Genomic DNA, 26666 nt, shown 5'->3' with positions numbered 1-26666 from the left:
TGACCTAGTTCGCTGCCGCTAGCAGGCTCTCGCCCAATCGACTGGATGAATCATCGCAACCGAGCAGATTTTCCAGGCTTTGGGCAAACCTCTCGATTTCCGCGTCGGTGTGGTGCCGGTGCAAGATCAGCCGTATCAGTGCCTGATTGGGCTTGACCGCCGGATAGCGGAAGATCGGCACGCAGAAGCCTTGTTGCTCCAACTGCTCCCGAACTTGCTCGGCCTTGCTGTCCTTGCCGATCAACACGGAGGTGATGTAAGACGGTGTGCTATTGAGCTGCAGTCCACCGTCAAGCAATCGCAGGCGAAACGCCAGGCTTCTGCGCAGGAAGTCATCCATGATGGAAGGGTCGCGCTTGAGGCGCTCGATGATGGATGCCGCTGCGTCTGCCGTTGGCGGTTGAATGGCGGCTGTGAAGATCGACGTTCCACTCAGTACTTCAAAGGCGTCGATGTACTCCGCGTTGGCGCTGATCGCACCGCCTTCCAGGCCTACTGATTTCGATAATGAGATCATGATGAAATCGGCGCGGCGAAGGTGCTGGAACTCTTCGTAGAAATTGCGCTGCGGCTCGCCATACACCATGAAACCATTGGCGTCGTCGATATAACTCAGGGCATTGAATCGTTCACACAGATCCAGGATCGTACCGATAGGCGCCACGCTCCCGTCGGAGGAGTAGACACTTTCGAAAACCACAATGGCCTTTCGATCTCCGATATTTTGCAGAACACGTTCAAGGTCGGCCACATCGTTATGCTTGAACGACAGCAGCGATTCGCCGTACTTAAGGTGCGCGGCGGCTTTCCAGAGACTCCAGTGGCAATCACGGTCAAAGATCAGCACGGCATCGCGGTTGTCAATGCCGCTGCTGGGGGAGAAATTGAACTTCGCTGTCATGGCATTGATGAAGCCAAGGTTGGCCAGCATGCCTGAGGCAAACGTGAGTGTTTTGTCTTTGCCATGATGCTCGCTGAGCAACGTTTCCAATCGGAAATGTGGCTCGCAGACACCCTGCGTCGCCCGCGACCCACCGGTGGAAAGCCCATAGCGCTTGACCGACTCACAGAACGCATCGAGCACTTGCGGGTCCTGTTGCCAGCCGAGGTAGTTGATCCCCGAAAAATTCACATACGGCAGGCCATTGCGCGTGATGCGCGAACCAGACATTCCTTCCATCAGGACCGGCTCGCGCAGAAACCCTTCTGACACCGACGACTCAACGAAGCGCTGAAAACCCCAGCGATCCACATTTGGTGATATTTCCATATGTCCCTCCTCCATTCATCCTGATTGCCAACACTTGATAGAACTTGACAAATTGCAAAAAATAAGCTTGTCGATTTTGTTTCAAGTGGTAGCGTTTAGTCGTCTCAACGATTTACGGCCGCATTCAGAAGCGCAATTATCGTTGCACCGAAATATCAAGTAACGATCAACAAGCCATCAAGATCGCATGAAGGAGTGACCTGTGAGTTTAGGACGAGTACTGATCGTCGAGGATGATTTCGATGGGGCTGAAGTACTGGAGGCCTATCTTGGCCGGGATGGATTCCAGACGCGACATGCAGCAGATGGCCATAAAGCCTTGGACTACCACGCGCGTTGGCGGCCGGATCTGGTGCTGCTGGACATCATGTTGCCGGGACTCAGCGGCAACGAGGTTTTGACTGCTATTCGCCAACACTCAGCGACCCCAGTCATTATGGTGACCGCTGTTGGGCACGAACCCAGCCGCATCAACTCCCTGCTGTACGGTGCTGATGACTATGTGGTCAAACCCTACAACCCAGGGGAAGTGGTTGCTCGCGTGCATGCGGTGCTGCGGCGTTGGCGTGGGGGTGGCCAGGGTCAGTCGACCTTGCTACGGCATAATCACTTGGTCATTGATTTGAATGCGGCACTGGCGACCATTGAAATCAATGGCACCAATCAACCCCTGGAGTTGACGCGCACCGAGTTCAATCTACTGTCCATGATGATGGCCGCGCCATCGCGCATGTACACACGTGCCGAGCTGCTCGCCAACTGCCTGCCCGAAAGTGATGCGATGGAGCGAGTGGTCGATGCCCACCTGTACAACCTGCGACGCAAGCTGGAGCGAGTAGGCATTCACGATGTCGTTCTGACGGTGCGGGGGCTGGGGTATCGCTTCAGCAATCCGGCATGAGCACGGCAAAGAACGGACTCTCCCGCCAACTCTGGTACTGGATCAGCCTGCGCATGATCGGCCTGGCACTGGCGGCCATGCTGGTGGTGGGGGCTGGCATGTGGTTACGCTTCTTCTCGTGGGAAACCAAACTGCGAAACGCACTGCCCGAGGCCGTGCGCCAGGAACTCAAGGTCCTGGAAGTCGACCATGCCGCCAATGCCGAGCGCCTGCGTGAAATCTATGGGCAATACCTCTATGGCGATTACTTCACGCCAGAGGTCCTCCGGGCGGATCTGCTGTGGTTCAGCGGGCTGGCGCTGATTGCGCTCCCCCTGATTATCGGCGGCGGCATCTGGGTCTCGTTGCGCCTGTCGCGCCAACTCAGCGCCGTTGCGATCTCGGCAATGCACATCGCTGGCGGAGACTTCCGGTCACGAGCAGGCAACGTGCGCGATGCCCCCGCAGCGCTGTATAGCCTGATGGCCGATTTCAACCACATGGCTGAGCGCCTGGAGCGGCAGGAGCGGGAATTACAGGCATCCAGCGCCGCCATCGCCCACGAGCTGCGCACGCCCCTCACCGCTGCCAAGGGGCGGCTACAGGGGCTGATCGATGGCGTATTCGAGGCCTCGCCGCAACAGTTGGTCATGATCATGCGACAGCTTGATCAGCTCAATCGGCTCATTGATGATCTGTACTTATTGTCGCTGGCCACAGCCGACCAGTTGCAGCTGATGCCCTCAAGCTTCGCACTCAAGTCCCTGATGGAAGAGCGAGTGGCTTGGGCGGCACCACGCTTGCAACAGCAACCGGTGAACATCGTCCTCGACTGTCCGGACGGTTTGATGTTGATCGCCGATCGCGACCGCTTAGGCCAGGTACTGTCGATCCTGCTCGACAATGCCCTGTGCTACGCAGCATCCGGGGGGTATCTGGCGCTGCGGGCCAGCAAGCGGCAAGACCGGGTGCTGCTCGACGTCGAGGATGCTGGCCCGGGCTTCGCACCGGAGCATATCGAGCGCTCGTGCGACCGTTTCTGGCGTGCCGAACATTCGCGCTCTCGCCATGCAGGCGGCAGCGGGCTGGGGCTGTCGGTGGCAGTCGCTATCTGCCAAGCCCATAGTGGCAAGCTGAGTGTCCATAATCGTGCCGAGGGCGGCGGTCGCATCCATATCGAGTTGCCAGGCTGACTCAAGGCGAAGGCTGCGCCAGCCTGAAAGCGGGCGCAGGCAAAACCTGGTCCGTTGTCCTTGACGAAGTCTTCACCGTTTCTTGGCGCGACCTTGAATCGAAGGCGGCTCACTACCGGGGTACTGAACCTCAAAGGATGAACCGCCATGAGCAAGCCCGTTTCTCGATACAAACACAAGCGACACATGACCAGCGCTGTCTCGGTTTTCATTACCGGCAGCCTCTGCTTGCTGATTCCGCTGAAAAGCCAGGCCCAGCAGCAAGTCGCTGACGTATCCACCCGCTTGTTTGGCGAAAAAACCGAGGTCACGGTGGGACTGGGTGCCGCCTATACCCCTCGCTATCTGGGCGCAAAACAATCGCGAGCCATGCTGGTGCCGACACTGAGTATTTATCGCGGCATTTTCTTTGCTGATTCCATGCGCGGCCTTGGCGCGGAATACCTGACTCAGAGCGGGTTTTACTCCAGCGTGGCAATCGGCTACGACTTTGGCCGTACTGATGAAGACAGCGTTTGGCGCCCTGGCTCCAAGCGACTCCAGGGGATGGGTGAAGTCACAGGCGCGACCACTGCCACGTTTCAGCTGGCACAGGATCTGACCTCCTGGCTGTCGATCAAGGGTGAAGCAGAGCTGCGCGTTGCTGGTTATAAGCGTGGTAATCGTTACCGGTTGGGCCTGGAAAGCACCGTACTGAAAACGGCAGGTGATGTGATTACCCTTGGTATGAACGTGCATGCCGGGGATAAGCGCTACAACCGCACCTACTTCGGGGTGAGCGATGCCCAGGCCCAGGCTTCCCGGTTCTCTCGTTTCGATGCCGACTCCGGCGTCTATGCCTACTCGTTGTCAGCGGACTGGCAACATAAATTCAATCAGCATTGGGCGATGTTGGTCGGGTTGAATGTCATGGAGTTCCGCGAAGAGGCGAACAAAAGTCCTGTGGTGGAAGAAAAAACCGGCGTCACCAGTTTTGCCTCATTGCACTATTCATTCTGAGGCGAATAGACATCCACCGTGCGCTTACGTAGACAGCTCATCCCGGCGCGGAGGCCAGGGTGCCGGAAACTGATTTGGTTGGCCTGCACCGTGGCGGCAGTCTTGTTATTGGTGGCGGGCGCTTGGCTGCTCATGAGCGAGCCGCCCATTTCAGTGCTGACGACACCGCTACAGCCTCCAAAATAATCTCAGACGCTCAAGGCAAGGTTGCGCCGTGGGCGTCTGTTCCGCAGACCGGTATTTGGCCGCACTTGATGAAATCTTGATTAAACCTTGAAAGACGATTGACGCGTGAAGAGCACACTTCCCTCCATGCCTCCTCTGGATCGGAAACTTCACACCATGTCACGACAGTGCAATGCAGCATTTGTGGTGGTGCTGCTATCAGGCTGCACTACGCTAATACCGCCGTATACAACCCCCGACAACAGCACCTTGCCTGCGCATTACCAGCAAGGGAGCGGTAAAAAATCCGAGGATGCCGCACTAACCTCGGCGGCCGATAAAACCTGGCAGAGCTATTTTCCCGATCCTCATCTACAGGCTTTGATCCGCCAGGCGCTGCTTCACAACCACGACCTGCGCAGTGCCGCTTTGCGGGTTCGGCAAGCACAGGCGGCCTACCGCATCGAGCGCAGCGCCCTGACGCCCACGGTTGCCCTGGGAGTCGATGCGAAACGCTCGCGCACGCCTGCAGATCTGACGGAAATCGGTCAGACCTCGACGGGCAACGAATTCAAGGCAGGTGTGGGTATCAGCAGTTGGGAGATCGACTTCTGGGGACGTATCACCAGCCTGAACGAAGAAGCCTTGCAGCAATTCCTGGCGACCCAGGCCGGGCATCAGGCAGTGACGATCAGCCTGGTGGCGCAGGTGGCCGACGCCTGGATTAGCCTTCGCGAGCTGGATAAGCGCCTGCACCTGGCTAATGTCGCTCAGGCCAACCAGAGCGAATCGCTGCGCATCTTCACACGTCGGTTCGAGATGGGGTCAGTGACCAAGCTGGAACTGACCCAGGTGCAGACGCTGCTGACCCAGGCCGAGGCATTGACGCTGCAACTGCAACAGCAACGTGACCTGCAACACAATGCCGTGAATCTGCTGGTCGGACAGGTTGACCTCGTCGATGCCAACTACAGGCCTGTCGCCGATCAGACCCTGGTCCAGCCCCTGGATGCCGGCCTGCCATCCGACCTGCTGATCAACCGCCCGGACATCGTCGCAGCAGAGCATCGCCTGCGTGCCGCCAATGCCCATATCGGCGCGGCCCGCGCGGCCTTCTTCCCGCGCATTAGCTTGACCGCTTTCGGCGGCCTGGCCAGCGCAGAACTGAGTGACTTATTCAGCGCAAGCAGCCGTGCCTGGAACTTCGCGCCAAGCCTGTCGTTGCCGGTCTTCGATGGCGGACTGAACCAGGCCAACCTGGATTTGGCGAATGTGCGCAAACACCTTGCCGTCGTTGAGTACGAGCAAACCATCCAGAGCGCCTTTCGCGACGTAGCGGATGCCCTGGCCAACCAGCACTGGCTGCAACAGCAACTATCAGTGCAGCAGCAAGCCGTCGAGATCCAGGAGGAACGCAGTCGGCTGGCGCTCCTGAGTCATGACCGTGGCCGCTCCAGTTTCCTGGAGGTGCTTGACGCCGAACGTGATCGTCTGCAGGCCCAGCAACAAGAGGTACAAGCGCAACACGCACTGCTACGCAACCGGGTGGCGCTGTATGCCGCACTGGGTGGCGGCTCACGGCATGTGCCGAACGCCCCGTTACTCGACCAGCCGTCATCCACCCTGTTTTCAGATATTGCAGAGGAATAACCCAGCCATGAGCGCCTCCATCAAGAAGAAAATCACCGCAGTTGCCATCGTGGCGGCCATTGCCGGTGCGACCTGGATCGGCTGGGACTGGTTCGATCAACGCGCTGTGCCGGACGGTCTGATGGTCAGCAATGGACGCATTGAAGCCACGGAGGTGGACGTGGCCGCCAAATTTAGTGGGCGCGTCGCGCAGATCCTGGCCGATGAAGGTGACGAGGTGCAGGCTGGGCAGGTGTTGGCACACATGCATATCGATTCGCTGCTGGCCCAGATGCGCGAGGCCCAGGCGCAATTGCAGCGGGCAGAACATGCCGTGAAGGCCACTCAGGCGCAGGTGAGCATGCGCCGCAGCGAGCAGGCCGCCGCCGAGGCTGTCGTGGTTCAGCGCCATACGGAACTGAATGCCGCCCAGCGTCGACTGGTACGCACCGAGGTATTGGTCAAGGACGGCGCCACAACAGGCCAGGAGTTGGACGATGACCGCGCCAGAGTGGCGAATACCGGCGCTGCGCTCAATGCCGCGCGCGCGCAGGCTAACGCCGCCAGATCGGCCATCGAAGCCAGCGACGCCGAAGTCACCGGCGCAACATCGACCGTCGCGGCAGCGCAGGCCACGGTCGAGCGCATCCAGTCCGAGTTGGACGACAGCACTCTCAAGGCCCCGCGCAGTGGCCGCGTGCAGTATCGCCTGGCCCAGCCCGGCGAAATGCTCAGCGATGGCGGCAAGGTGCTTAACCTGATCGACCTGTCAGATGTCTACATGAGCTTCTTCTTGCCCACCGAAGCCGCCGGGCAAGTGGCCCTGGGCAGTGAAGTGCGCGTCGTGCTGGACACCGCGCCGCACTTGCCGATACCCGCCACGGTCACCTTTGTCTCGCGCCAGGCCCAGTTCACCCCCAAATTCGTGGAGACTGCCAATGAGCGGCAGAAGCTGATGTTCCGGGTCAAGGCTCGGATCGACAAAGCATTGCTGAGCAAGTACCAGGATTATGTAAAGTCCGGCCTGCCCGGCGTTGCCTGGATCAGGACCGATCCTCAGGCCCAATGGCCTGAAGCCTTACAGCTTAGGGACTTGCCATGAACAGCCTCGCTGAGCCCGTGGTTCGCCTGCGGGACGTAAGCCTGCACTACGGCAAGACCCAGGCGCTGTCGGGCATCACCCAGGACATCCCTGGCGGTTGCATGGTAGGGCTGATCGGCCCGGATGGCGTAGGGAAGTCCAGTCTGCTGTCGTTGCTCTCCGGCGCGCGTCGGGTACAGCAAGGCACAGTAGAGGTGCTGGGCGCCGACATCGCCAGCAAGGCCCACCGCGACCAGATCTGCCCGCGTATTGCCTACATGCCCCAAGGCCTGGGCAAGAACCTGTACCCCACACTGTCAGTGGAAGAAAACCTGCAGTTCATCGCACGGTTGTTCAGTCAAAACGCCAGCGAACGGCGCCGACGCATCGACGATTTGACCCGTAGCACCGGCATGTATCCATTTCTTGCGCGACCCGCCGGGAAGCTTTCGGGAGGCATGAAGCAGAAACTGAGCCTGTGCTGCGCTCTGATCCATGATCCCGACCTGCTGATCCTCGACGAACCCACTACGGGTGTCGATCCGCTGGCGCGCGCGCAGTTCTGGGAACTGATCGCCCGTATCCGTCGCCAGCGAGTCGGCATGAGCGTGATCGTCGCCACCGCCTACATGGATGAAGCACAAGGCTTTGACTGGCTGGCAGTCATGGACGAAGGTCGGGTGCGTGCCACCGGCACGCCTGCCGAACTGCTGGCACGCACCCATTGTGATTCGTTGGAATCGGCCTTCATCAGTTTGCTGCCGGACGAGAAAAAGCAAGACCACGAGCCCGTGGTCATTCCTCCCTTGCAGACCGACCCGGATGATATCGCCATCCAAGCCCAGGGGCTGACAATGCGCTTCGGCGACTTCACGGCCGTGGATCACGTGAGCTTTCGCATCCGTCGCGGAGAAATCTTCGGGTTTCTCGGCTCCAACGGCTGCGGCAAGAGCACTACGATGAAAATGCTCACCGGCCTGCTACCCGCCAGCGAAGGCCGTGCCTGGCTGTTCGGCAAGGAGATCGACTCTCACGACCTTGCCACACGCAGTCGCGTAGGCTACATGTCGCAATCGTTCTCGCTCTATAACGAATTGACGGTAAAGCAGAACCTGGTCCTGCATGCCAAACTATTCCATGTGCCCGCCACAGAGATCGACGCTCGCGTGCAGCAAATGGCCGGGCGTTTTGAATTGCTGGACGTCATGGATAGCCTGCCGCCGAGCATCCCCATGGGCATGCGCCAGCGCCTATCGCTGGCCGTGGCGATGGTTCACAAGCCCGAACTGCTTATTCTGGACGAGCCGACTTCGGGCGTCGATCCGGTGGCGCGCGACAAGTTCTGGCGCTTGTTGGTGCAACTGTCGCGGCGCGACCACGTGACCATCTTCATCTCCACCCACTTCATGAACGAGGCCGAGCGCTGCGACCGCATGTCGATGATGCATGCGGGCAAGGTGCTCGACAGTGATGCGCCAATGCAGTTGGTGGAAAAACGCGGTGCCGCCAGCCTGGAAGAGGCCTTTATCGGTTATCTGATCGAGGCCGATAACAATGCCGCGCATGTGCCGGATGAGAGCGCTCCCACACAGCACGGCACGGCCGCAACAGCAGCCGAACAGGCTCAGTCGTTCAGCCTGCAGCGTCTACTCAGCTACGCCTGGCGCGAGTCGCTGGAACTGCGGCGCGATCCGGTACGCGCCACACTGGCGCTACTGGGATCGCTGCTGCTGATGTTTGTTATCGGCTATGGCATCAGCACTGACGTCAATGACCTGCGCTACGCCGTGCTTGACCGTGATCAGACCGGCCTGAGCCATGACTACACCCTGGCGCTCTCCGGTTCGCCGTATTTTCTTGAGCGCCCGCCGTTGCACAGTTACGCAGAGCTGGACCGACGCATGCAGACCGGCGAACTGAGTCTGGTCATCGAGATCCCGTCCGGCTTTGCCCGCGACGCGACGCTGGGGCACAACGCCCAGGTCGGTGCCTGGATCAACGGCGCCATGCCCAGCCGCGCCGAAACCGTGCAAGGCTATGTGCAGGGCATGCACCTGCTCTGGCTGACGCAAAAATCCCAGCGATTGAACGGCAAAACCTACACCAACCCGGTCGAAGTGCAGACGCGCTTTCGCTACAACCCGGACATCAAGAGCCTGCCCGCCATCGTCCCGGCGGTGGTGCCATTGCTGCTGTTGATGCTGCCGGCGATGCTGACCGCGCTAGCCGTGGTGCGCGAGAAGGAACTGGGCGCGATCATCAACTTCTACGTCACCCCTGTCACCCGCACCGAGTTCCTGCTTGGCAAGCAACTGCCCTATGTGGCGCTGGGAATGCTGAACTTCCTGTTGATGAGCGTGCTGGCGGTGACCGTACTGGACGTGCCCATGAAGGGCAGCTTTGCCACCCTGGCGCTGGCCACCCTGGTGTTTCTGGTGATCTCCACCGGCATGGGGCTGGTCGCATCGGCCGTCACGCGCAGTCAGATCGCCGCGATGTTCGCTGCGCTGATCGGCACGCTGGTGCCTGCCACCCAGTTCGCCGGGCTGACTACACCCGTTTCCTCGTTGGAGGGCATCGGCAAGCTGATCGGCGAAGCCTACCCGGCCACCCACATGTTTCTCATCAGCCGTGGCGTATTCGCGAAGGCTTTGGGGCTGGCTGATCTGCAGCAGTCCTTCATTGCCTTGTTGGTGGCCCTACCGCTGGTGATGGGTCTGGCGATTGCGATGCTGCACAAACAGGAGCGCTGAGATGAAACGCACTTTTTCCAATATCTGGCAACTGGGCGTCAAGGAGCTTCGCAGCCTGTGGCGCGATCCGGTCATGCTGCTGCTGATCGTCTTCAGCTTCACGGCGATGGTCTACACGGCCGCCTCGGCCATTCCAGATACCCTGAACAACGCACCGATCGCCTTCGTCGACGAAGATGATTCGCCCCTGTCGCAGCGCATCGCCACCGCTTTCTACCCGCCTCAGTTCACGCAACCAGAGCACATCAGTGTTGCCGAGATGGACGCCGGTCTGGACTCTGGCCGCTATACCTTCGTGCTGTACATGCCGCCCAACCTGCAGAGCGATGTTCTGGCGGGTCGTCCCGCGCAGGTGCAGCTCAACGTCGATGCCACACGCATGGATCAAGCCTTCAGCGGCAGCGCCTATGTCGAGCAGATCGTTACCGATGAGGTCAAGACCTTCGTGCAGCGTTATCGCGGCAATTCGGCCCCGTCGGTGGAACTGGCGCTGCGCGCACGTTTCAACCCGGCGTTGGACAAGACTTGGTTCAGCAGCCTGCTGCAGATCATCGACAACATCACCATGCTGGCGATCATTTTGACCGGAGCCGCGCTGATCCGCGAACGCGAGCACGGCACTATCGAACACCTGCTGGTGATGCCGGTCACCCCCACGCAGATCATGCTGGCCAAGGTCCTGGCGATGGGCACGGTGGTGCTGGTGGCGGCGGCGTTGTCGTTGCAGTTCGTGGTACGCGGGTTGCTCGCCGTACCCATCGAAGGCTCGATCTGGCTGTTTCTGGTCGGCGCCGCGCTGAGCTTGTTCGCCAACACCGCCCTGGGCATCTATCTGGCCACCGTGGCCCGCAGCATGCCGCAGTTCGGCCTGTTGCTGATGCTGGTGCTGTTGCCGTTGATCCTGCTCTCCGGCGGCGCCACTCCGCGCGAAAGCATGCCCACGCTGGTGCAGTACCTGATGCTGGCCGCACCCACCACCCACTTGGTGCAGTTGGGAGAAGGCGTGCTGTACCGCGGCGCGGGGCTGGACGTGGTGTGGGTTCAACTTCTTGCGCTACTACTCATCGGCAGCGTGCTGTTCGCACTTTCGTTGCAGCGTTTTCGCCGGATGCTTGCGCAGATGGATGGAGGCTGATCCTCGCCCATCACATCGCCGGATGAGGTTAGGTGGCGTTAAACCCCATTGGACAGAGAAATACCTTATGGCCTCTGAATAGAGACGCTATCAGTTGATTTCTCAGAATGGATAGGCTTATTTCGGACAATTAAAAAGCCGGCTTGTGGTTAGCTTTTTATTGATCTATATGTTTGAAAAACAAAAAGTTAGGTATTTTTAGAAGCGCTCTGGTCCCCCATTTGTTCCCCCACTTTTTTGTGGTTATTGCACGGCATTTGACCGGCTTTTTTTATGGTTCAGCCTACGGATTTTTCGTGAGACTGAACCCGAATGGTGGAGGGCAGCGATTTTGTGTTCGGGCAAAACCTGAGCAACAGGTGCATGTATGCCAACCAAAAAGAAATCCGCGTGCCAAGCGATCCGAGAACTGCCGAAAATCCCGAAAGAGCTGCCTGAGCAGTTCGCTGCAGAACTCGGCCATCACCTGGGCTATCCACCGGGCGCGCAGCGCCCAGAGGATGAAACCAATCAGCGCAATGGCAAGGCAAGACGGTTTTAACCGGCGATGGCACGCTGCGAATGGATATCACCGAGACCGGGATGGCATTTTTTCACCCATTCTGATTACTAGGCACGAGCGACGTTACACAGTTTTCGATGACAAGATCATCGCTATGTATGCCGGTGGCAAGACTGTCAGAGAAAACCGCGCGTTTCTTTCCGAGCAGTACGGAGCAGACGTTTCTCCTGATTTCATTAGTTCTTTACTCGGCCCGCACACAAAAAATCTGACAGCTCCTGATCAGCTGGTTTCTTTCGGTTCTCCATGCAGTAACCGAGAACACTTGAGCCCCAGAGGTATTCCATCGCCACTTCCGGAGCCACGGTGCTTCAGAACACGCTCCCAGCGACACCGCCAGTAACGGTTGGCGCCATACGCCGACAATTCAGCCGCGAGTTTTTCCATACTCTCGACCCTAGGCCGAACATCGATTATTAGTCGCTCCTCCACCGGCAATCCCCGGTCACTCTTGCAATCAGGCTCCAATCACACCACCATTGCGAATAGTTTTCATTAGTACGGGCACCACCCGCTGTGTTTCCTACTCTCCCGGCAAACCAAGATCCCCGCCAGCAGGCGCTCCATCGCTTGTTCGGCGAGCACCATAGCTGGCTGCTCGAACGTCTGCGTCTGCGGCTGCACTGCCGCGAGGATGCCGCCGATATGGCCGCCGAAACCTTCGCTCAGATTGTGGCGCTGCCTGATCCCCATGCCATTCGAGAGCCTCGGGCGTTGTTGAGCCTCATTGGCAAGCGGCTGATGTTTGCCCGCTGGCGGCGCAATGATGTCGAACGTGCCTATCTCGAAGCCCTAGCCTCTTTGCCGGAGCTGACCGTGCCTTCGCCCGAGGAACACTGGGTGGTGATGGAGGCGTTGATGGCGGTTGATCAGTTGTTGGATGGCTTGTCGTCCAAGGCGCGCGCGGCTTTTCTATATAGCCAGATCGATGGGCTGACTTACGCGTGCATCGCCGAGGAGCTGGGGGTGTCGGTGACGCGGGTACATCAGTATGTTGTGCAGGGACTGACGGCGTGTTATCGGGGCGTGCCGTGATGACGGTGTCCGCGGCGGCGGCACAGGCGATCGAGTGGTATGCGCGGCGTGCTTCGGGCGTGTTTTCTGAGCAGGATCAGCAGCAATTGATGCTGTGGCTGGCCGCCGACGCCAGTCATCTGCGCGCCTGGCAGACCCTGCAGCAGCAGTTGAACCGTAGCGTGACGCCATTGTTGCAGCAGCATGCCGCCATCCATGCACTGTGCGACGCCGGGTACAGTCGTCGACGCATGCTGCGTGGCGCTCTCGGCCTGGGTGCCCTGGCTGTCGGCGGGCAGTTGTTGACCATGCCGGGTGGACCGCTGCACGCACGTTTGCGCGCCGACCTGCGCACGTCGACCGCCCAACGCCGTACGTTCACCCTTGATGACGGCTCGACCTTGCAACTCAATGCGCAGAGTTCTGTCGATCTGAATTTCAACCCTAGGCAGCGTCACGTCCAACTATTGCGCGGCGCGGTGCAGGCCCAGGTGCGCAGCGATCCGGCACGGCCATTCGTGATGGCGTGCCCTTGGGGCGAGGCCTGGCTCGACAGTGGACGGTGCCTGCTGGCGATGCACGCCAGTCAGCCCCAAGTGTGGGCACTGGAAGGTTCCTTGCAGTTGCGCACGCCCCATCATAGTCAGCACATCGCCGCCGGCCAGGGCCTGGCATTCAATGGCAACCGCTGGCAGGAACTCCCTTCGCAGTATGTTGACGAGCGCAGTTGGACCAGAGGGCTGCTCGAAGTGCATGACCAGTCACTGGGTCAAGTGATCGAGCATCTTGCGCCGTACCACCAGGGGCTGCTGCATGTTTCTGCAGCGGCGGCGGCGTTGCGGATTTCCGGGGTGTTCACGCTGGATGACACACGTGGCGCGCTGGCCGCGCTCAAGGATGTGCTGCCGTTGCGCATCGATACCTGGTTGGGCGTGTGGACGCGAATCGAGCGTGTCTGAATTTTTTCCTGACACCCCTGAAAATATCCTGGGCTCGCGTCACATACCTGATAGACGCGCGTATTCCGCGCACTCGTTTCCGTACTTCTGCGAGCCCGCTCATGCATCCCAACCTCCTTTTGCCGCTTTTTGTCGGCTGTTTGGCTAGCTTTACTCTGCAGGCGGCCGAAACCGCCTATGACTTCAACCTGCCCGCCGGCACCGTTGGTACTACTCTGATCGGCATTGGCCAGGTGAGTGGCCAGCAGGTGCTGTTTATTCCAGCGGATGTGGCGGGTCGCCAGGCGCTAGCAGTGCGCGGGCACCTGAGTGCGAGTGAAGCTGTACGCCAGAGTCTTGCGGGCACCGGTCTGAGTGTGCTGGTTACCGCAAGCGGTGCCTTGAGCGTGCAACGAACCGGCGACGGCCTGACCCTGGACGCTACCACCATCAACGCAATCCGCCAGGACGGGGAAACATCCGATGCCGGCTATGTAGCTCAACGTTCCTCGGTCGGCACAAAAAAACGCACGGAACTAGTAAAAATCCCACAATCCGTGTCGGTAGTGACTCGCGAAGAACTCAATGCGCGCAAAAGCGACAACATCTCCGATGCGCTCAAGTACACCCCCGGGTTCAGCAGTCAGCCCGCCAGTTTCAGCCGCACCGCCGACGACTACACCCTGCGCGGCTTCAACGTCGGCGCCGGTACCGGGGGTATCCTGCGTGATGGCATGAAATTGCAATCGAACCCCTACGACGGCAGTGTCGAGGCCTATGGCCTGGAGCGCGTCGAGGTGCTCAAGGGGGCCTCGTCCGTGCTGTATGGCCAGCTATCGCCTGGCGGCATGATCAATACCGTGAGCAAACGTCCTACCGATACGCCGCTGCACGAAATCGGCCTGGAACTGGGCAACTACGACCGCCGCCAGTACACCATCGACTTAGGCGGTCCGCTGGATGACCAGGGCCAGTTCAGCTACCGCCTGACCGGCCTCTGGCGCGATAGCGGCACCCAAGTCGACCACATCGATGATGATCGCCGCTACATCGCCCCGGCCGTGACTTGGAAACCCGACGACGATACCTCGCTGACCGTTCTCGCTAGTCACCAGGACACCTATACTGGCTTCTCGCCGCCGATGAGCTATGCACTCAGCAGCTACAGCAACACGGCCGGCTACAAGATTGGTCGCAACCAGTTCGTCGGCGAACCCGGCTACGACCACTTCACCAACCGCATGGACACACTCGGCTACCTCTTCGAGCACCGCTTCAACGACAATCTCACCGTCAACCACAGTCTGCGTTACTTCCAGGCGAATACCAATTGGGACTACCTGATTCCCGTATCGGTCAGCGGCAGCCAGTTGCTGCGCCGGTACAGCACCCGCGAAGAGCGTTCCACCGGCTGGACCAGCGACAACAACCTCAACTTCACCTTCGACAGAGGGCGCTGGCAGCACGACCTGGTGCTGGGCGTGGATTACTACCACAAGACCTACGATTCGCACCGTTTCATCAGCTCGACCCTGGCCCAACTGGCGCCGTCGCTGAACCTGGCCAACCCGGAATACACCGGCGTCGGTGCCAACACCGCCGCCGACAGCGGCAGTGACCTGCACAGCAGCCAGGTCGGCATCTACCTACAAGACCAGATCACCTTCGACGACAAATGGGTACTGCTGCTCGGCGGCCGCCAGGACTGGGCCGAGAGCGTCACCACTACCTTCGCCACCGACGCCCGCGCCACCCGCAACGACAAAAAAGCCACCGGCCGTGTAGGTCTGGTCTACCTCGCGGACAACGGCCTGGCGCCCTACATCAGTTACAGCCAATCATTCCAGCCGGCCAGCGTCAGCAACCCGGCCTACGGCAACGCCTTTGCCCCGCTGGAAGGCGAACAATACGAAATCGGCCTGCGCTACCAGCCCCCCGGCACCGACACCCTGCTCAGCGCCGCCGTTTATCTGCTCGACCAGGACAACTCACTGAGCCTCGACAGCCTCACCAACACCTATGTGCAATACGGCAAGACCCGCTCCAAAGGCCTGGAGCTCGAAGCCAAGAGCAACCTCACCGAGAACCTTCAACTCAGTGCAGGCTATGCCTACACCGATACCCACGTACTGGAAGACCAGACCGCGAGTAACGTAGGTAAACGCATCGAGGGCGTGCCCTACAACACCGCGAGCCTGTGGGCCAGCTACCGGCTGGCGAGCCTCGGCCTGGAGCGCCTGCGCGTGGGGGCTGGCGCCCGTTACACAGGGACTACGCGGACTACACCAAGTGTTTATGATGGGAAGATTCCGGCTTATACGCTGGTAGATGCGCTGGTTAGTTATGATGTTGACAGCAATTGGCAACTACAGGCTAAAGCGCAGAACCTGTTTGATAGGAAATATCTGTACTGCAATACCACGTGCCGGTATGGCGATGAGCGTAGTTTGATTGGTTCGATTACGTATAAGTGGTGATAGCCCACAGGGCGGTTTGAGGCGCTACGCACGCAGAGTGAAAGCTGAGTGCGAAGCGGTCGGAAGTTGTTGGCGTGTTTGAGCGGATTGGCCGTTCTCTCTCACCTCGCTTAGCGGTCGAACACCATAATCGATTAGTGAGCAATTGCACGGTCAGCGAATACTAATAGTAGCGTCGCCGCACGGCGCCGGTTCAGTTGCCCACTATAGCCAAAATTTCGCCCTTCTCACCTAGCCACCAGTACCATGGATCAAACTCCTCTCGAAGCCAAACTTTTAAAGCCATCCCCACGTCATCCCGCCACGAATGTTGAGTGTTATCAGGGATCAAGGCCCCTGCGACCTGTGAGGGTTGTCCACTAACGCGGGACTGGCGGCTCTTTACGACCTGGAGCTTGGGCATCTCATGATCTGGCCTCCTGAACATCGTTACCGGTGGGCGGGTAGAGGCTGCACTGGCTGACGAGACCAATGCCGCGAGATCCTGAGTCGGGTGAAGGCAGTGAAACGATGATCGGGGCATGCCTGACTGTCAGTCAGGTGCAATCCATTCCTTGGGCTGCGGCACCATCATCTGCATCGCTGTTGCTGGTGACTTCGGTGTTTGTCACGCCGATTGTCACGAGGGGGAATGCCGCAAAGCCTTCTACGAGTTGGGCTGCAGCAGCGGTAGGAGCGCCCGTCTCTTTCCGGGAGAAAGAGACGGGCGCAGGTTGGCGCAAGGAAATGGCCAAGGGGATAGGTTGCTGCAGGGCAGGTATAAAGGGGTATTAGTTGCCGCATTGGGCATACTGGTAAAAGTAGGCATCCATCACATCGCTGTGACCGTGCGAGCCGCCGGACGCTAATCGCACTTTGGGAGAACCACCATGGCGTGGCGTAGCCTTAAAGGTTCTGGCTACCTGGGTTGCTGTCAACGACAGCTCTTTGCCCAACATTTTCTACTCCTGTGGAGAATTCGGGTCAAGGCGCGCATTTTCGGGAGTTCTGCGGCTGTGAATGAAATTATCCACCGGTGGAAATCTGTGGTTTTCCACACACAGTTGCGTGGGCTTTAGATTTTTTAAGTGAGGTCCCTTCAAGCAGGGAGGCTACGCATCCTTGCTTGAAGGGACCCGGCTTTAAAGGCGGTAACCAGAGACCTAGTGGCCCTACACAGATGTTGATGTGCCTCGGTTGCGGGATTGTCGTCTTGATGCGTGCTCCTCACTTTCCAACGCTTTCAGCGGTCGCCGCGTCATCATTCTTCCGGGGTTTCGCGTTGAGCCTCATCCGCGTATTCAGGTGTGGATGTAGCGTAGATGGCCCACGCGTTCATCAGCTCCCGTCGCTTATCAAAAAAGTCTGATCGAGAGTATGCGCTTTCCGTTTCCCCTCGCTCATCATGGGCCAGCGCGAGCTCGCAGATATCTCTCGGAAAAGGCGTCTTTTCACCTGCCCAGTCCCGGAAGGTTGAGCGGAAGCCATGACGAGTGATGTGTTCATAACCCAGTGTATGTAGCAAACTACGAATGCCATTAGCGTGCATCACGCCGCTTTGGCCGTGGCCGGGGAAAACGTAGGGACTTCTGGTGTTGGTTCTCGGAAGGCCCTTCAGAAGTGAAACCACCTCTGGGGCCAGGGGGATCGCGAACGCTTGTCGGGTTTTCATGCGCTCATCAGGTAGAGACCATCGACCCGATTCCAAGTCAAACTCATCCCAGCGTGCGAATCGGACCATATGCGAGCGTGCGCCGGTTAGAATCAGTAACTGAGCCGCGACAGAAGCGTGGCAGGGATCTTTACGTAAGGCTTCCATGAGTTTTGGCAGATCCTGCCATTTCAGTGCAGGATGATGGTGGCGTTTGCGAGCTTTCTTTTTCTCTTGCCGGCTGAGCAGGTTTTCCAGATGGCCGCGCCAGCGAGCCGGATTCTCTCCGGTCCTGAGGCCTCTGGCTCTGGCAGCATCCAGAATCTGCTCGATTTGCCCACGTACTTCGTCAGCCGTTCGCGTCTTGGTTGACCAGAGTGGCTGCAGGGCCTTGATCAGATGTTTGGTCTCGATCTGGTCAGCTGACAGCTTCCCTATTGTAGGGAAAGCATAGAGCTCTAGTTTCCGCAGCCAGCCCTTACGCCATTTCTCCGACCAGCTCGAACCATGGGCATCTCGATAGTCGGTGGCCAATTTCTCAAAGGTAATCAGCTGCGCCAGTTCTCTGCGTTCAGCTTCCCGTTGAGCAGCTTGTTCAGCCTGTCGTTTTGCGAGTGGGTCAGTGCCTTTGAAGATCTGGACTTTGTTTTCATATGCGGCCGCGCGGGCCATTTTTAGATCGAGCTGGGGGTAGCCACCTAATCCCATCTCCCGACGTTTGCCGTGTAGCTGAAACCGTAGCACCCAGTTTTTTCGCCCTGTAGCTTTGACGATAAGGCGCAGCCCTTCACCGTCTTCGTAGGTGCCTGGCTCGGTCACGTTTTCGACATACTTTGCGGTCAGCTTGCCCATCTTTTCGGCCCTCTGGTCCCCCACTTGATCCCCCACTTGGCTGTGGAAGACGATGGATGAAAACGGAAGTCACGGGAATAAAAGTAGGCTGAATCCCTTGATTTAGCAAGGCTCTCGCGATTTTCAGTAGATGAGGGTGGCTTTCAAAAAGACATTAAAAAGCCGGCTTGTGGCCGGCTTCTCGGGGACCGCCTCAGCTTGTTTTTGACAAACCTCACCAGCCTTCAAATCGCTCAGCCAACATCGCGTCTGGCTGAATAGTCAGGGCATCCGCGGGAGTTTTTCCGCATCGCCTGGCAGGGTGAATGGCCTAAAACCAGCCCCTGCCAAATGTGCGGCGCATGATACCCACATTCACCTCAGTTGCCCACCTCCGTATCCGATTTAGAGCCTTCCCAGCCCAGCAGGTGTTCATCCAGCGGCACGGGTGGGCGGCGGTTGTTGAGGGTGGACCACCAGAACACCCAGCCGACGATCTGGAAGTTCTGTTCGAAGCGTTGATCGAAGGTCAGGTATTCGTCGGGGTGTTCGCCGGCGTTGTGGCTGCGCATGCGCAGGCCGCCGCCGGGGCGGTTGTAGAGGTATTTGATGCGCAGCATGTCGTCGTGTTCGACGGCGTAGATTTCGCCGTCGACGATTTGGGTGCGGCCGCGGTCGATGGCGAGGGTGGCGCCTTGTTGGATGATGTCGACCATGCTGTTATCGACCATGTAGGCGCCGAGGGCGCGGTCGGGGTTTACGTTTAAGGTGTCGAGGGTGTGACGGGAGAGGCGGATACGTTCGGTTGAGGTGAAGGACGGATGGAGGGTGATCTCCACATCGATTGTTTCCGGGGAACGGGCGGGGCCTGTGAGGTATTTGCCGCTTTCTTCGCGGGTGGGCAATGCTTTCCTTGCATCTTGAGCGTCCAACAGGAAGTTGGCCGGTGGGTGTTTAGGGCCTACACCGGCGTGCAGCCAGCGGCTGGAGACGCACAGCAGTTCTGCGATTTCGTTGAGTCGGCCCATGGGAACACCGCGTTTGAACCAGTTGTTCACGTGCTGAGGCGTGACGCCGCGGTTCTTGGCGAAGTCGGAAGCGGAAAGATGAACTTCCCGTAATAGCGCTTTTAAGCGATCACCTGATGTATTCATAAACGCTGAGTTTACTGGCCGGGAAAATAGATCAAATAAACTATGCGTTCAATTGCCGGTGTAGGTTTTTACTTAGTTGTAGCCTGATCTTTCGTTGGCGCTGCTTAGTTCAACATAGAGTGTTAATAATTGAACTTGGTGTTTAAATTTTTCCACAAAAAAAGCCCCGAATGATCGGAGCTTTTTTGATTGCCGGGGCAATGAGGAGCCGGTATCAGCCTTTGTAGGCGGCGACCGACTTCATGATCTCGGCGCGGGCGGCATCTGCGTTGCCCCAACCGTCGATCTTCACCCATTTGCCTTTTTCGAGGTCTTTGTAGTTCTCGAAGAAGTGCTTGATCTGTTCCAGCAGCAGTGGCGGCAGATCGGTGTATTCCTTCACGTCCACGTACAGCTGGGACAGCTTGTCGTGGGGCACTGCGATGACTTTGGCATCGCCGCCGCCGTCGTCGGTCATGTTCAGGATGCCGACTGGACGCGCGCGGATAACCGAGCCAGGAGTAACCGGGTAAGGGGTTACGACCAGCACGTCGAGGGGGTCGCCGTCGTCAGCCAGGGTGTTGGGGATGAAACCGTAGTTGGCCGGGTAGAACATCGGGGTGGCCATGAACCGGTCAACGAACAGGCAGTCGCTGTCTTTGTCGATTTCGTATTTGATCGGCGCGTGGTTGGCCGGAATCTCGATGGCGACGTAGATGTCGTTCGGCAGGTCTTTGCCAGCCGGAATCTTGCTGTAGCTCATTGGGCGTTGCCCCCGTAGTTGGCCATGTACATGGCCGGATTGGCCTAAAAGTGGCGGCGATTATAGGCATATTCTGACGCCGATGCCATGCACCAGACGTCGTACAGTCATTCGTCTTGTGGCTGATAACGCGGGTCGTGCGCTTGCAGCTGCGCGAGGCGGGCCAGAGGGTCCTGGCGGTAAAAATGACTGAGTTGGGCGTACACCTGTGGATAACTTTCCACCAATAAATCTGGCGCGCTGAAAAAATATTCGCTGGTGACCGCGAAAAATTCCGCCGGGTTTTCGGCGGCGTAGGGGTCGATGGCGGTTTCGGCGTCGGGGTTGGCGTCCAACTGGCGGTTAAGCTCATCGTAGGCGCCTTGCATCACGCGGGCCCAGTCTTGCACGCGCATGTCGTGGTGCAGGGGCGGCAGGCCGTTGGCGTCGCCGTTGAGCATGTCGAGCTTGTGCGCCAGTTCGTGGATCACCAGGTTGTAGCCTTCCCAGTTGCCGCTGGCCAGCACGCCGGGCCAGGCGAGGATCACCGGGCCTTGTTGCCAGGCTTCGCCGCTGTGCTCGCCGTCCCACTCGTGCTCGACGCCACTGGCGTCGCGATGACGTTGCGGGCTAAGGAAGTCGTCGGGGTACAGCACGATCTCGTGGAAGCCCTGATACCAGTCGAGGTCGCCGAGGTTCATCAGTGGCAGTTGCGCCTGGGCGGCGAGCAGCAGGCGTTGTTCCTGGTGCAGCTCGACGCCGGGCAGGGCGGTGAGGTGTTTTTCGGCGAGAAACACCACGCAGGCTTCGCGCAACCACTGGTCTTGCTCGGCGCTGATGCCGTCGAGGAAGGTCAGGTGCTCGCGCACCCGCTGCCAGGTGTCATCGGCAATCGGGTGCCTGGCCAACAGGCGCCGGCGACGCCAGGCGCTGAGGGACCACATCGCAGGTTACTGCGACTTGGCTTCGGAAGACGTGCGACCAAAGCGGCTGCGGAACACGCTGATGATCATCGGCACCAGCGACAGCAGGATGATGAACACCACCAGCAGCGAGAGGTTTTTCTTGATGAACGGCACGTTGCCGAAGAAGTAACCCAGGGTTACCAGGCCGCCGACCCAGAAGACGGTGCCCAGCACGCTGAAGCCGAAGAAGCGCGGGTAGGGCATTTTCGCGATACCGGCGACGAACGGCGCAAAGGTGCGCAGGATCGGCAGGAAGCGCGCCAGGGTCACGGTTTTGCCGCCGTGCTTGTCGTAGAAGTCGTGGGTTTTTTGCAGGTAGTCGCGGCGGAAGATTTTCGAGTTCGGGTTGCTGAACAGGCGTTCGCCGGCTGTTCGCCCGATCACGTAGTTGGTGCTGTCGCCGAGGATCGCCGCCAACATCAATAGACCGGCGAGCAAGACCGGGTCCATGCCGCCACCCGCCGCCACCGCGCCGGCAATGAACAGTAATGAATCACCCGGCAGGAACGGCATGACCACCAGGCCGGTTTCGCAAAATATTACAAGGAACAGAATGGCGTAGATCCACAGACCGTAATTTTTTACCAGCAGGTCGAGGTAGACGTCGAGATGCAGGATAAGGTCAAGCGGGTTGAAATCCATGGATGGCACCTGTGTGAATGGCCCGACTCAGCAGGCCTGTGCGGAGGCTCGGGTAATAAGGCTACAAGTATTTGTCGCGCTTCTTACAATCCTGAAAGGTCGGCATTATACGGATTGAGAAGTGAAAAGAGTGTGTGGGTTTTGTAGCGGGTGATGTCATGGCACTCGGCTCCCAGAGCACCACAGAACCAAATGTGGGAGGGGGCTTGCCCCCGATGGGCGCGTGTCAGTTATAAATAGTCTGACGGGTCCACGGCTATCGGGAGCAAGCTCCTCCCACAGGAATTTTGGGGGGCTTGGGAGATGGGGTCAGTCTTCGCTGATCGGCAACACGTAGTTCTTGAACTCGCTGTCTTCGCGAAAACCCATCGACTCATACGTCTTCTGCGCCACGTTATTGTTGCTGCTGGTCGACACCCGCAGCCGCACTGCATGGGTTTCCTTGGCCATCTTCTTCGCCGCGCGCATCAGGTTGTCCGCCACCAGTTGCCGGCGCGCGTCTTCGGCGACGTAGATGTCGTTGAGGATCCACACCCGTTTGAGCGACAACGAAGAAAAGCTCGGGTACAGCTGACAGAACCCGAGCAAGCGTTTGTCGTCGTCATCGGCCAGGGCCAGGTAGATCACCGATTCCTTGCGGCGCAGGCGTTTTTCCAGGAAGGCCCGCGAAGAGTCCGGGAACGGCAGCGCCCCGTAGAACTCGCGGTATTTGACGAATAACGGGGTCAACAGGTCCAGGTGTTCCAGGGTCGCTTGAGTGATCCGCATGCCAGGCCTCAACTTCCAGATGGTATATGACCACGCGAGCGGCCGTGACTCGATGCTGCCTAAAGACGTGAAAAAGCGCAATCGTGCGGGGATCAGTCGGTGGGCGGGCTGAGCAGGAAATTGCCTTTCACCAAGTCCGGGTCATCTGACTCGATGGTCTGAACCTGCGCCTCATCCTTGAGGTTGACCCCCGACAACTGCCGACGGCAGGCCTCCCGCATCAAGTACAGCAGGCGATGGGCCGCCATGCCATAACTCAAACCCTCCAGGCGCACGTTGGAGATGCAGTTGCGGTACGCGTCGGTGAGGCCAACCTTGGGGTTGTAGGTGAAATACAGGCCCAGGCTGTCCGGCGAACTGAGCCCCGGTCGTTCACCGATGAGGATCACCACCATCTTGGCGCCGAGTAGCTGGCCAATCTCATCGGCCACCGCGACGCGGCCCTGTTCCACCAGGATCACCGGTGACAAGGACCAGCCTTCGGCGTGGGTCTGTTCCTCCATGCGCGTGAGAAACGGCAACGTGTGTTTATGCACCGCCAACGCCGACAGACCATCGGCCACCACCACGGCCAGGTCGACGCCGCCGGGGTTAGCCGCCGCATGGTCGCGCAGGGCCTGGGCCGACTCATCGCTCAGACGCCGCCCCAGGTCCGGGCGTTGCAGGTAGCTGTGGCGGTCGACGGCGGCGCTGTGCAGTAGCAGGCTGTCACGCCCGCGTTCGGCGAGCTGAGTGCTGAGGCCGACGTGGTCGAAGGGCAGGTGGACCGCGTCCCGCGCCTGGGCGTGGGCGAATTGGAAGTCCAACTGTGCGCTGGTGGGGATGCTGGTGCCAGTACGGCCCAGGGCGATGCGCGCCGGGGTCAGGCGACGCAGTTCCAGCCACGGGTTTTCGGGTAAGTCTGGTTGCACGGGCGGCTCCTTCATCCCAATTGCGCCAAGGCGTGGCGAAACGCCGGTGGCAGGCTGTTGCCGAAGCGCACTTTGCCGTCGGCTTGCGTGAAAATGCCCATGTTCGCCAGCCACTGTTCAAACTCCGGCGCCGGCTTTAAACCCAATGTCTGGCGGGCGTACAGGGCGTCGTGGAACGAGGTGGTCTGGTAGTTGAGCATGATGTCGTCGGAACCGGGAATGCCCATGATGAAGTTGATCCCGGCCACGCCCAGCAGGGTCAGCAGGGTGTCCATGTCGTCCTGGTCGGCTTCGGCGTGGTTGGTGTAGCAGATGTCGCAACCCATCGGCACCCCCAGCAGCTTGCCGCAGAAGTGGTCTTCGAGGCCGGCGCGGATGATCTGTTTGCCGTTGTACAGGTACTCGGGGCCGATAAAACCGACCACGGTGTTCACCAGGAACGGCTTGAAGTGCCGAGCCACGGCGTAGGCGCGGGTTTCACAGGTTTGCTGGTCGACGCCGAAGTGCGCGTTGGCCGACAAGGCGCTGCCCTGGCCGGTTTCGAAATACATCAGGTTTTGCCCGAGGGTGCCACGGTTCAGGCTCAGGCCTGCTTCGTAGCCCTCCTGCAGCACGCTCAGGCTGATGCCGAAACTGGCGTTGGCCGCCTCGGTGCCGGCGATCGACTGGAACACCAGATCCAGCGGCACGCCACGGTTGATGGCTTCGATGGAGGTGGTGACGTGGGTCAGCACGCAGGCCTGGGTGGGGATTTCGTAACGCTGGATGATCGCGTCGAGCATCTCCAGCATGGCGCAGATCGAGGCGATGCTGTCGGTGGCCGGGTTGATGCCGATCATGGCGTCGCCGTTGCCGTACAACAGGCCGTCGAGAATGCTCGCCGCGATGCCCGCCGGTTCGTCGGTGGGGTGGTTGGGTTGCAGGCGGGTCGACAAGCGGCCGCGCAGGCCCATGGTGCCGCGAAACCGGGTGACCACGCGGATCTTCTGCGCGACCAGCACCAGGTCTTGCACGCGCATGATCTTCGACACGGCGGCGGCCATTTCTGGTGTCAGCCCTGGCGCCAAGGCGCGTAGGGATTGTTCATCGGCTGCGTCACTGAGCAGCCAGTCGCGCAGGCCGCCGACGGTCAGGTGGCTGACGGCGGTAAACGCCTGTTTATCGTGGGTGTCGATGATCAGTCGGGTGACTTCGTCGCTTTCATAGGGAATCAGCGCCTCTTGCAGGAAGTGCTTCAGCGGGATATTCGCCAAGGCCATTTGCGCCGCCACCCGCTCGCCATCGTTCTGTGCGGCGACGCCAGCGAGGAAGTCGCCTGAACGGGCGGGGCTGGCCTTGGCCATCACGTCCTTGAGGCTGTCGAAGCGGTAGGTCGATGCGCCCACCGCGTGGGAAAAACTTGCCATACAGTGTCTCCTTGATGACGCGGGCAAATATGGGTAAGGCGCCCGCGTCGAGGTTTACGGCAGTCAGTGCAAGGCGGCCTCTGCGGCCTGGATCGCCGCGAACTCTTCTTCCGGCGTGCCTGCTACCAAGTGATGCCGGCTGTAGAAAGCAAAGTAAGCAATTAATACTCCATAGATGATTGCAGCGCCAATCACCACTCGCGGGTCGACCAGAAAGCCCGCCACCACGGCCACGCAGGCCAATACCAGGGCCACGCCGGAGGTAAAGATGCCGCCCGGCGTGCGGTACGGACGATCCATTTTGGGGCGACGGATGCGCAGCGTGATGTGCGCGGCCATCATCAGCACGTAGGAAATGGTCGCGCCAAACACCGCCACCAGAATCAGCAGGTCGCCCTGGCCGGTCAGCGACAGGCCGAAACCGATAATGCCGGGGATCACCAGCGCCAGGACCGGCGCCTTGCTTTTGTTGGTCTGGGACAGTTTGCGCGGCAGGTAGCCGGCACGGGACAACGCGAAGATCTGCCGCGAATAGGCGTAGATAATCGAGAAAAAGCTGGCGATCAAGCCCGCCAGGCCGACCAGGTTGACGAAGCTGCCCATCCAGGTCGAGCCGCCATACGACAGCGCCAACGCTTCAACCAGCGGGTTGCCGGACTTGATCAGCGCGTAGGTGCCGGCGCCGCCCGGTGCAATCACCAGGATCAGCAGGGCAAAACTGGTCAGCACCACAATGGCGCCGATCAGGCCGCGAGGCAGGTCGCGCTTCGGGTTCTTGGTTTCTTCGGCGGCCAACGGTACGCCTTCGACTGCCAGGAAGAACCAGATCGCATACGGAATCGCCGCCCACACGCCGACGTAGCCGAATGGCAGGAAGGTGCTGGCGCCCTTGGCGTCGGTCACCGGGATGTCGAGCAGGTTGGCGACGTTGAAGTGCGGCACCATCGACACCAGGAACACGCCCAGTGCAATGGCGGCGACGGCGGTGATGACAAACATCAGCTTCAAGGCTTCACCCACGCCAAAGATATGGATGCCGATGAAGATGATGTAGAACGCCAGGTAAATCATCCAGCCGCCGATGCCGAACAACGACTCGCAATAGGCGCCGATGAACACCGCGATGGCGGCGGGGGCGATGGCGTATTCGATCAGGATCGCGGTGCCCGTCAGGAACCCGCCCCAAGGGCCAAAGGCGCTGCGGGCAAAACCGTAGCCACCGCCGGCAGTAGGGATCATGGAAGACAGTTCGGCCAGGGAAAAGCACATGCACAGGTACATGGTGGCCATCAGCAATGTGGCGAGGAACATGCCGCCCCAGCCACCCTGGGCCAGGCCGAAGTTCCAGCCGGCGTAGTCGCCGGAGATCACGTAGGCAACGCCAAGGCCGACCAGCAGCACCCAGCCGGCGGCGCCTTTTTTCAGTTCGCGTTGTTGGAAGTATTGGGAATCGACTTTTTCGAAGTCGACGGAGGATCCAGTGGGTTCGCTAGGCATGGGAAAGTACCTTTCATTCTTATTGTTTTGGTCCCGACAAGTTGT

Annotated in this window: 20 protein-coding genes and 1 pseudogene; 11 read left to right on the top strand and 10 right to left on the bottom strand. The window is 59.5% G+C overall.

Annotated features, from left to right (window positions below; translation table 11 throughout):
* Positions 1-4: 4 nt before the first annotated feature.
* Positions 5-1270, bottom strand: coding sequence for an aminotransferase class I/II-fold pyridoxal phosphate-dependent enzyme (locus PverR02_RS28100; RefSeq protein WP_046381908.1), 1266 nt, complete (start codon positions 1268-1270; stop codon positions 5-7).
* Positions 1271-1472: 202 nt separating this feature from the next.
* On the opposite strand from PverR02_RS28100, the gene PverR02_RS28095 reads away from it, so the two are divergent.
* The 11 genes and pseudogenes from PverR02_RS28095 to PverR02_RS28045 all read left to right on the top strand — a co-directional run bounded on the left by PverR02_RS28095 (position 1473) and on the right by PverR02_RS28045 (position 16096).
* Positions 1473-2171, top strand: a complete 699-nt coding sequence (locus tag PverR02_RS28095; protein WP_046381909.1) for a response regulator — start codon at positions 1473-1475, stop codon at positions 2169-2171.
* Positions 2168-3343: a sensor histidine kinase gene (locus PverR02_RS28090; protein WP_046381910.1), complete on the top strand. Its 1176-nt coding sequence runs from the start codon at positions 2168-2170 to the stop codon at positions 3341-3343. The genes PverR02_RS28095 and PverR02_RS28090 overlap by 4 nt, the downstream gene beginning before the upstream one ends.
* A gap of 147 nt (positions 3344-3490) precedes the next feature.
* Positions 3491-4342 carry a MipA/OmpV family protein gene (locus PverR02_RS28085; protein WP_079444793.1) on the top strand — a complete coding sequence of 284 codons (852 nt, stop codon included), beginning with the start codon at positions 3491-3493 and terminating at the stop codon, positions 4340-4342.
* A gap of 342 nt (positions 4343-4684) precedes the next feature.
* Positions 4685-6157, top strand: coding sequence for an efflux transporter outer membrane subunit (locus tag PverR02_RS28080; protein WP_079444792.1), 1473 nt, complete (start codon positions 4685-4687; stop codon positions 6155-6157).
* Positions 6158-6164: 7 nt separating this feature from the next.
* Entirely contained in the window at positions 6165-7238 is a 1074-nt protein-coding gene (locus PverR02_RS28075; protein WP_046381912.1) for an HlyD family secretion protein, read from the top strand.
* Entirely contained in the window at positions 7235-9970 is a 2736-nt protein-coding gene (gene rbbA, locus PverR02_RS28070; RefSeq protein ID WP_057005493.1) for a ribosome-associated ATPase/putative transporter RbbA, read from the top strand. The genes PverR02_RS28075 and rbbA overlap by 4 nt, the downstream gene beginning before the upstream one ends.
* Position 9971: 1 nt before the next feature.
* Positions 9972-11105 carry an ABC transporter permease gene (locus tag PverR02_RS28065; protein WP_079444791.1) on the top strand — a complete coding sequence of 378 codons (1134 nt, stop codon included), beginning with the start codon at positions 9972-9974 and terminating at the stop codon, positions 11103-11105.
* Positions 11106-11472: 367 nt separating this feature from the next.
* Positions 11473-11854: pseudogene (locus PverR02_RS28060) on the top strand (transposase); the annotation flags it as partial.
* Positions 11855-12237: 383 nt separating this feature from the next.
* Positions 12238-12702 (top strand): sigma factor-like helix-turn-helix DNA-binding protein, encoded by a 465-nt coding sequence (locus tag PverR02_RS28055; RefSeq protein ID WP_261753767.1) that lies wholly within the window; start codon positions 12238-12240, stop codon positions 12700-12702.
* Positions 12702-13640, top strand: coding sequence for a FecR domain-containing protein (locus tag PverR02_RS28050; RefSeq protein WP_227778746.1), 939 nt, complete (start codon positions 12702-12704; stop codon positions 13638-13640). The genes PverR02_RS28055 and PverR02_RS28050 overlap by 1 nt, the downstream gene beginning before the upstream one ends.
* A 101-nt stretch (positions 13641-13741) precedes the next feature.
* Complete coding sequence (locus tag PverR02_RS28045; RefSeq protein ID WP_079444788.1) at positions 13742-16096, top strand: TonB-dependent siderophore receptor; 2355 nt, start codon at positions 13742-13744, stop codon at positions 16094-16096.
* A gap of 1240 nt (positions 16097-17336) precedes the next feature.
* Here the strand turns inward: PverR02_RS28045 and PverR02_RS28030 are convergent.
* The 9 genes from PverR02_RS28030 to eat form a co-directional block, all read right to left on the bottom strand.
* Positions 17337-18578, bottom strand: coding sequence for a tyrosine-type recombinase/integrase (locus tag PverR02_RS28030; protein WP_079445046.1), 1242 nt, complete (start codon positions 18576-18578; stop codon positions 17337-17339).
* 359 nt (positions 18579-18937) lie between these two features.
* The gene (locus PverR02_RS28020) at positions 18938-19711 is read right to left on the bottom strand and encodes a LexA family transcriptional regulator (protein ID WP_079444786.1); all 774 of its coding nucleotides are present in this window, start codon (positions 19709-19711) and stop codon (positions 18938-18940) included.
* 214 nt (positions 19712-19925) lie between these two features.
* The gene (ppa, locus tag PverR02_RS28015) at positions 19926-20453 is read right to left on the bottom strand and encodes an inorganic diphosphatase (protein WP_003176323.1); all 528 of its coding nucleotides are present in this window, start codon (positions 20451-20453) and stop codon (positions 19926-19928) included.
* 107 nt (positions 20454-20560) lie between these two features.
* Positions 20561-21376, bottom strand: coding sequence for a M90 family metallopeptidase (locus tag PverR02_RS28010; RefSeq protein ID WP_079444785.1), 816 nt, complete (start codon positions 21374-21376; stop codon positions 20561-20563).
* A 6-nt stretch (positions 21377-21382) separates the two neighbouring features.
* On the bottom strand, positions 21383-22039 hold the full coding sequence (locus tag PverR02_RS28005) for a DedA family protein (RefSeq protein ID WP_079444784.1): 657 nt from the start codon (positions 22037-22039) through the stop codon (positions 21383-21385).
* A 309-nt stretch (positions 22040-22348) separates the two neighbouring features.
* A complete protein-coding gene (locus tag PverR02_RS28000) occupies positions 22349-22807 on the bottom strand; it encodes a GNAT family N-acetyltransferase (protein ID WP_017848365.1) in 459 nt (152 codons plus the stop codon).
* A gap of 92 nt (positions 22808-22899) precedes the next feature.
* Positions 22900-23733 carry an ethanolamine ammonia-lyase subunit EutC gene (gene eutC / locus PverR02_RS27995; protein WP_079444783.1) on the bottom strand — a complete coding sequence of 278 codons (834 nt, stop codon included), beginning with the start codon at positions 23731-23733 and terminating at the stop codon, positions 22900-22902.
* Entirely contained in the window at positions 23730-25124 is a 1395-nt protein-coding gene (locus PverR02_RS27990; protein ID WP_017848363.1) for an ethanolamine ammonia-lyase subunit EutB, read from the bottom strand. The genes eutC and PverR02_RS27990 overlap by 4 nt, the downstream gene beginning before the upstream one ends.
* A 63-nt stretch (positions 25125-25187) precedes the next feature.
* Positions 25188-26621, bottom strand: a complete 1434-nt coding sequence (eat, locus tag PverR02_RS27985; protein ID WP_017848362.1) for an ethanolamine permease — start codon at positions 26619-26621, stop codon at positions 25188-25190.
* Positions 26622-26666 lie beyond the last annotated feature (45 nt).

The organism is Pseudomonas veronii, from assembly GCF_002028325.1.
GTDB lineage: Bacteria > Pseudomonadota > Gammaproteobacteria > Pseudomonadales > Pseudomonadaceae > Aquipseudomonas > Aquipseudomonas veronii.
The sequence above is the reverse complement of the archived record's forward strand: the minus strand, read 5'-3'. Positions and strand labels throughout refer to the sequence as shown.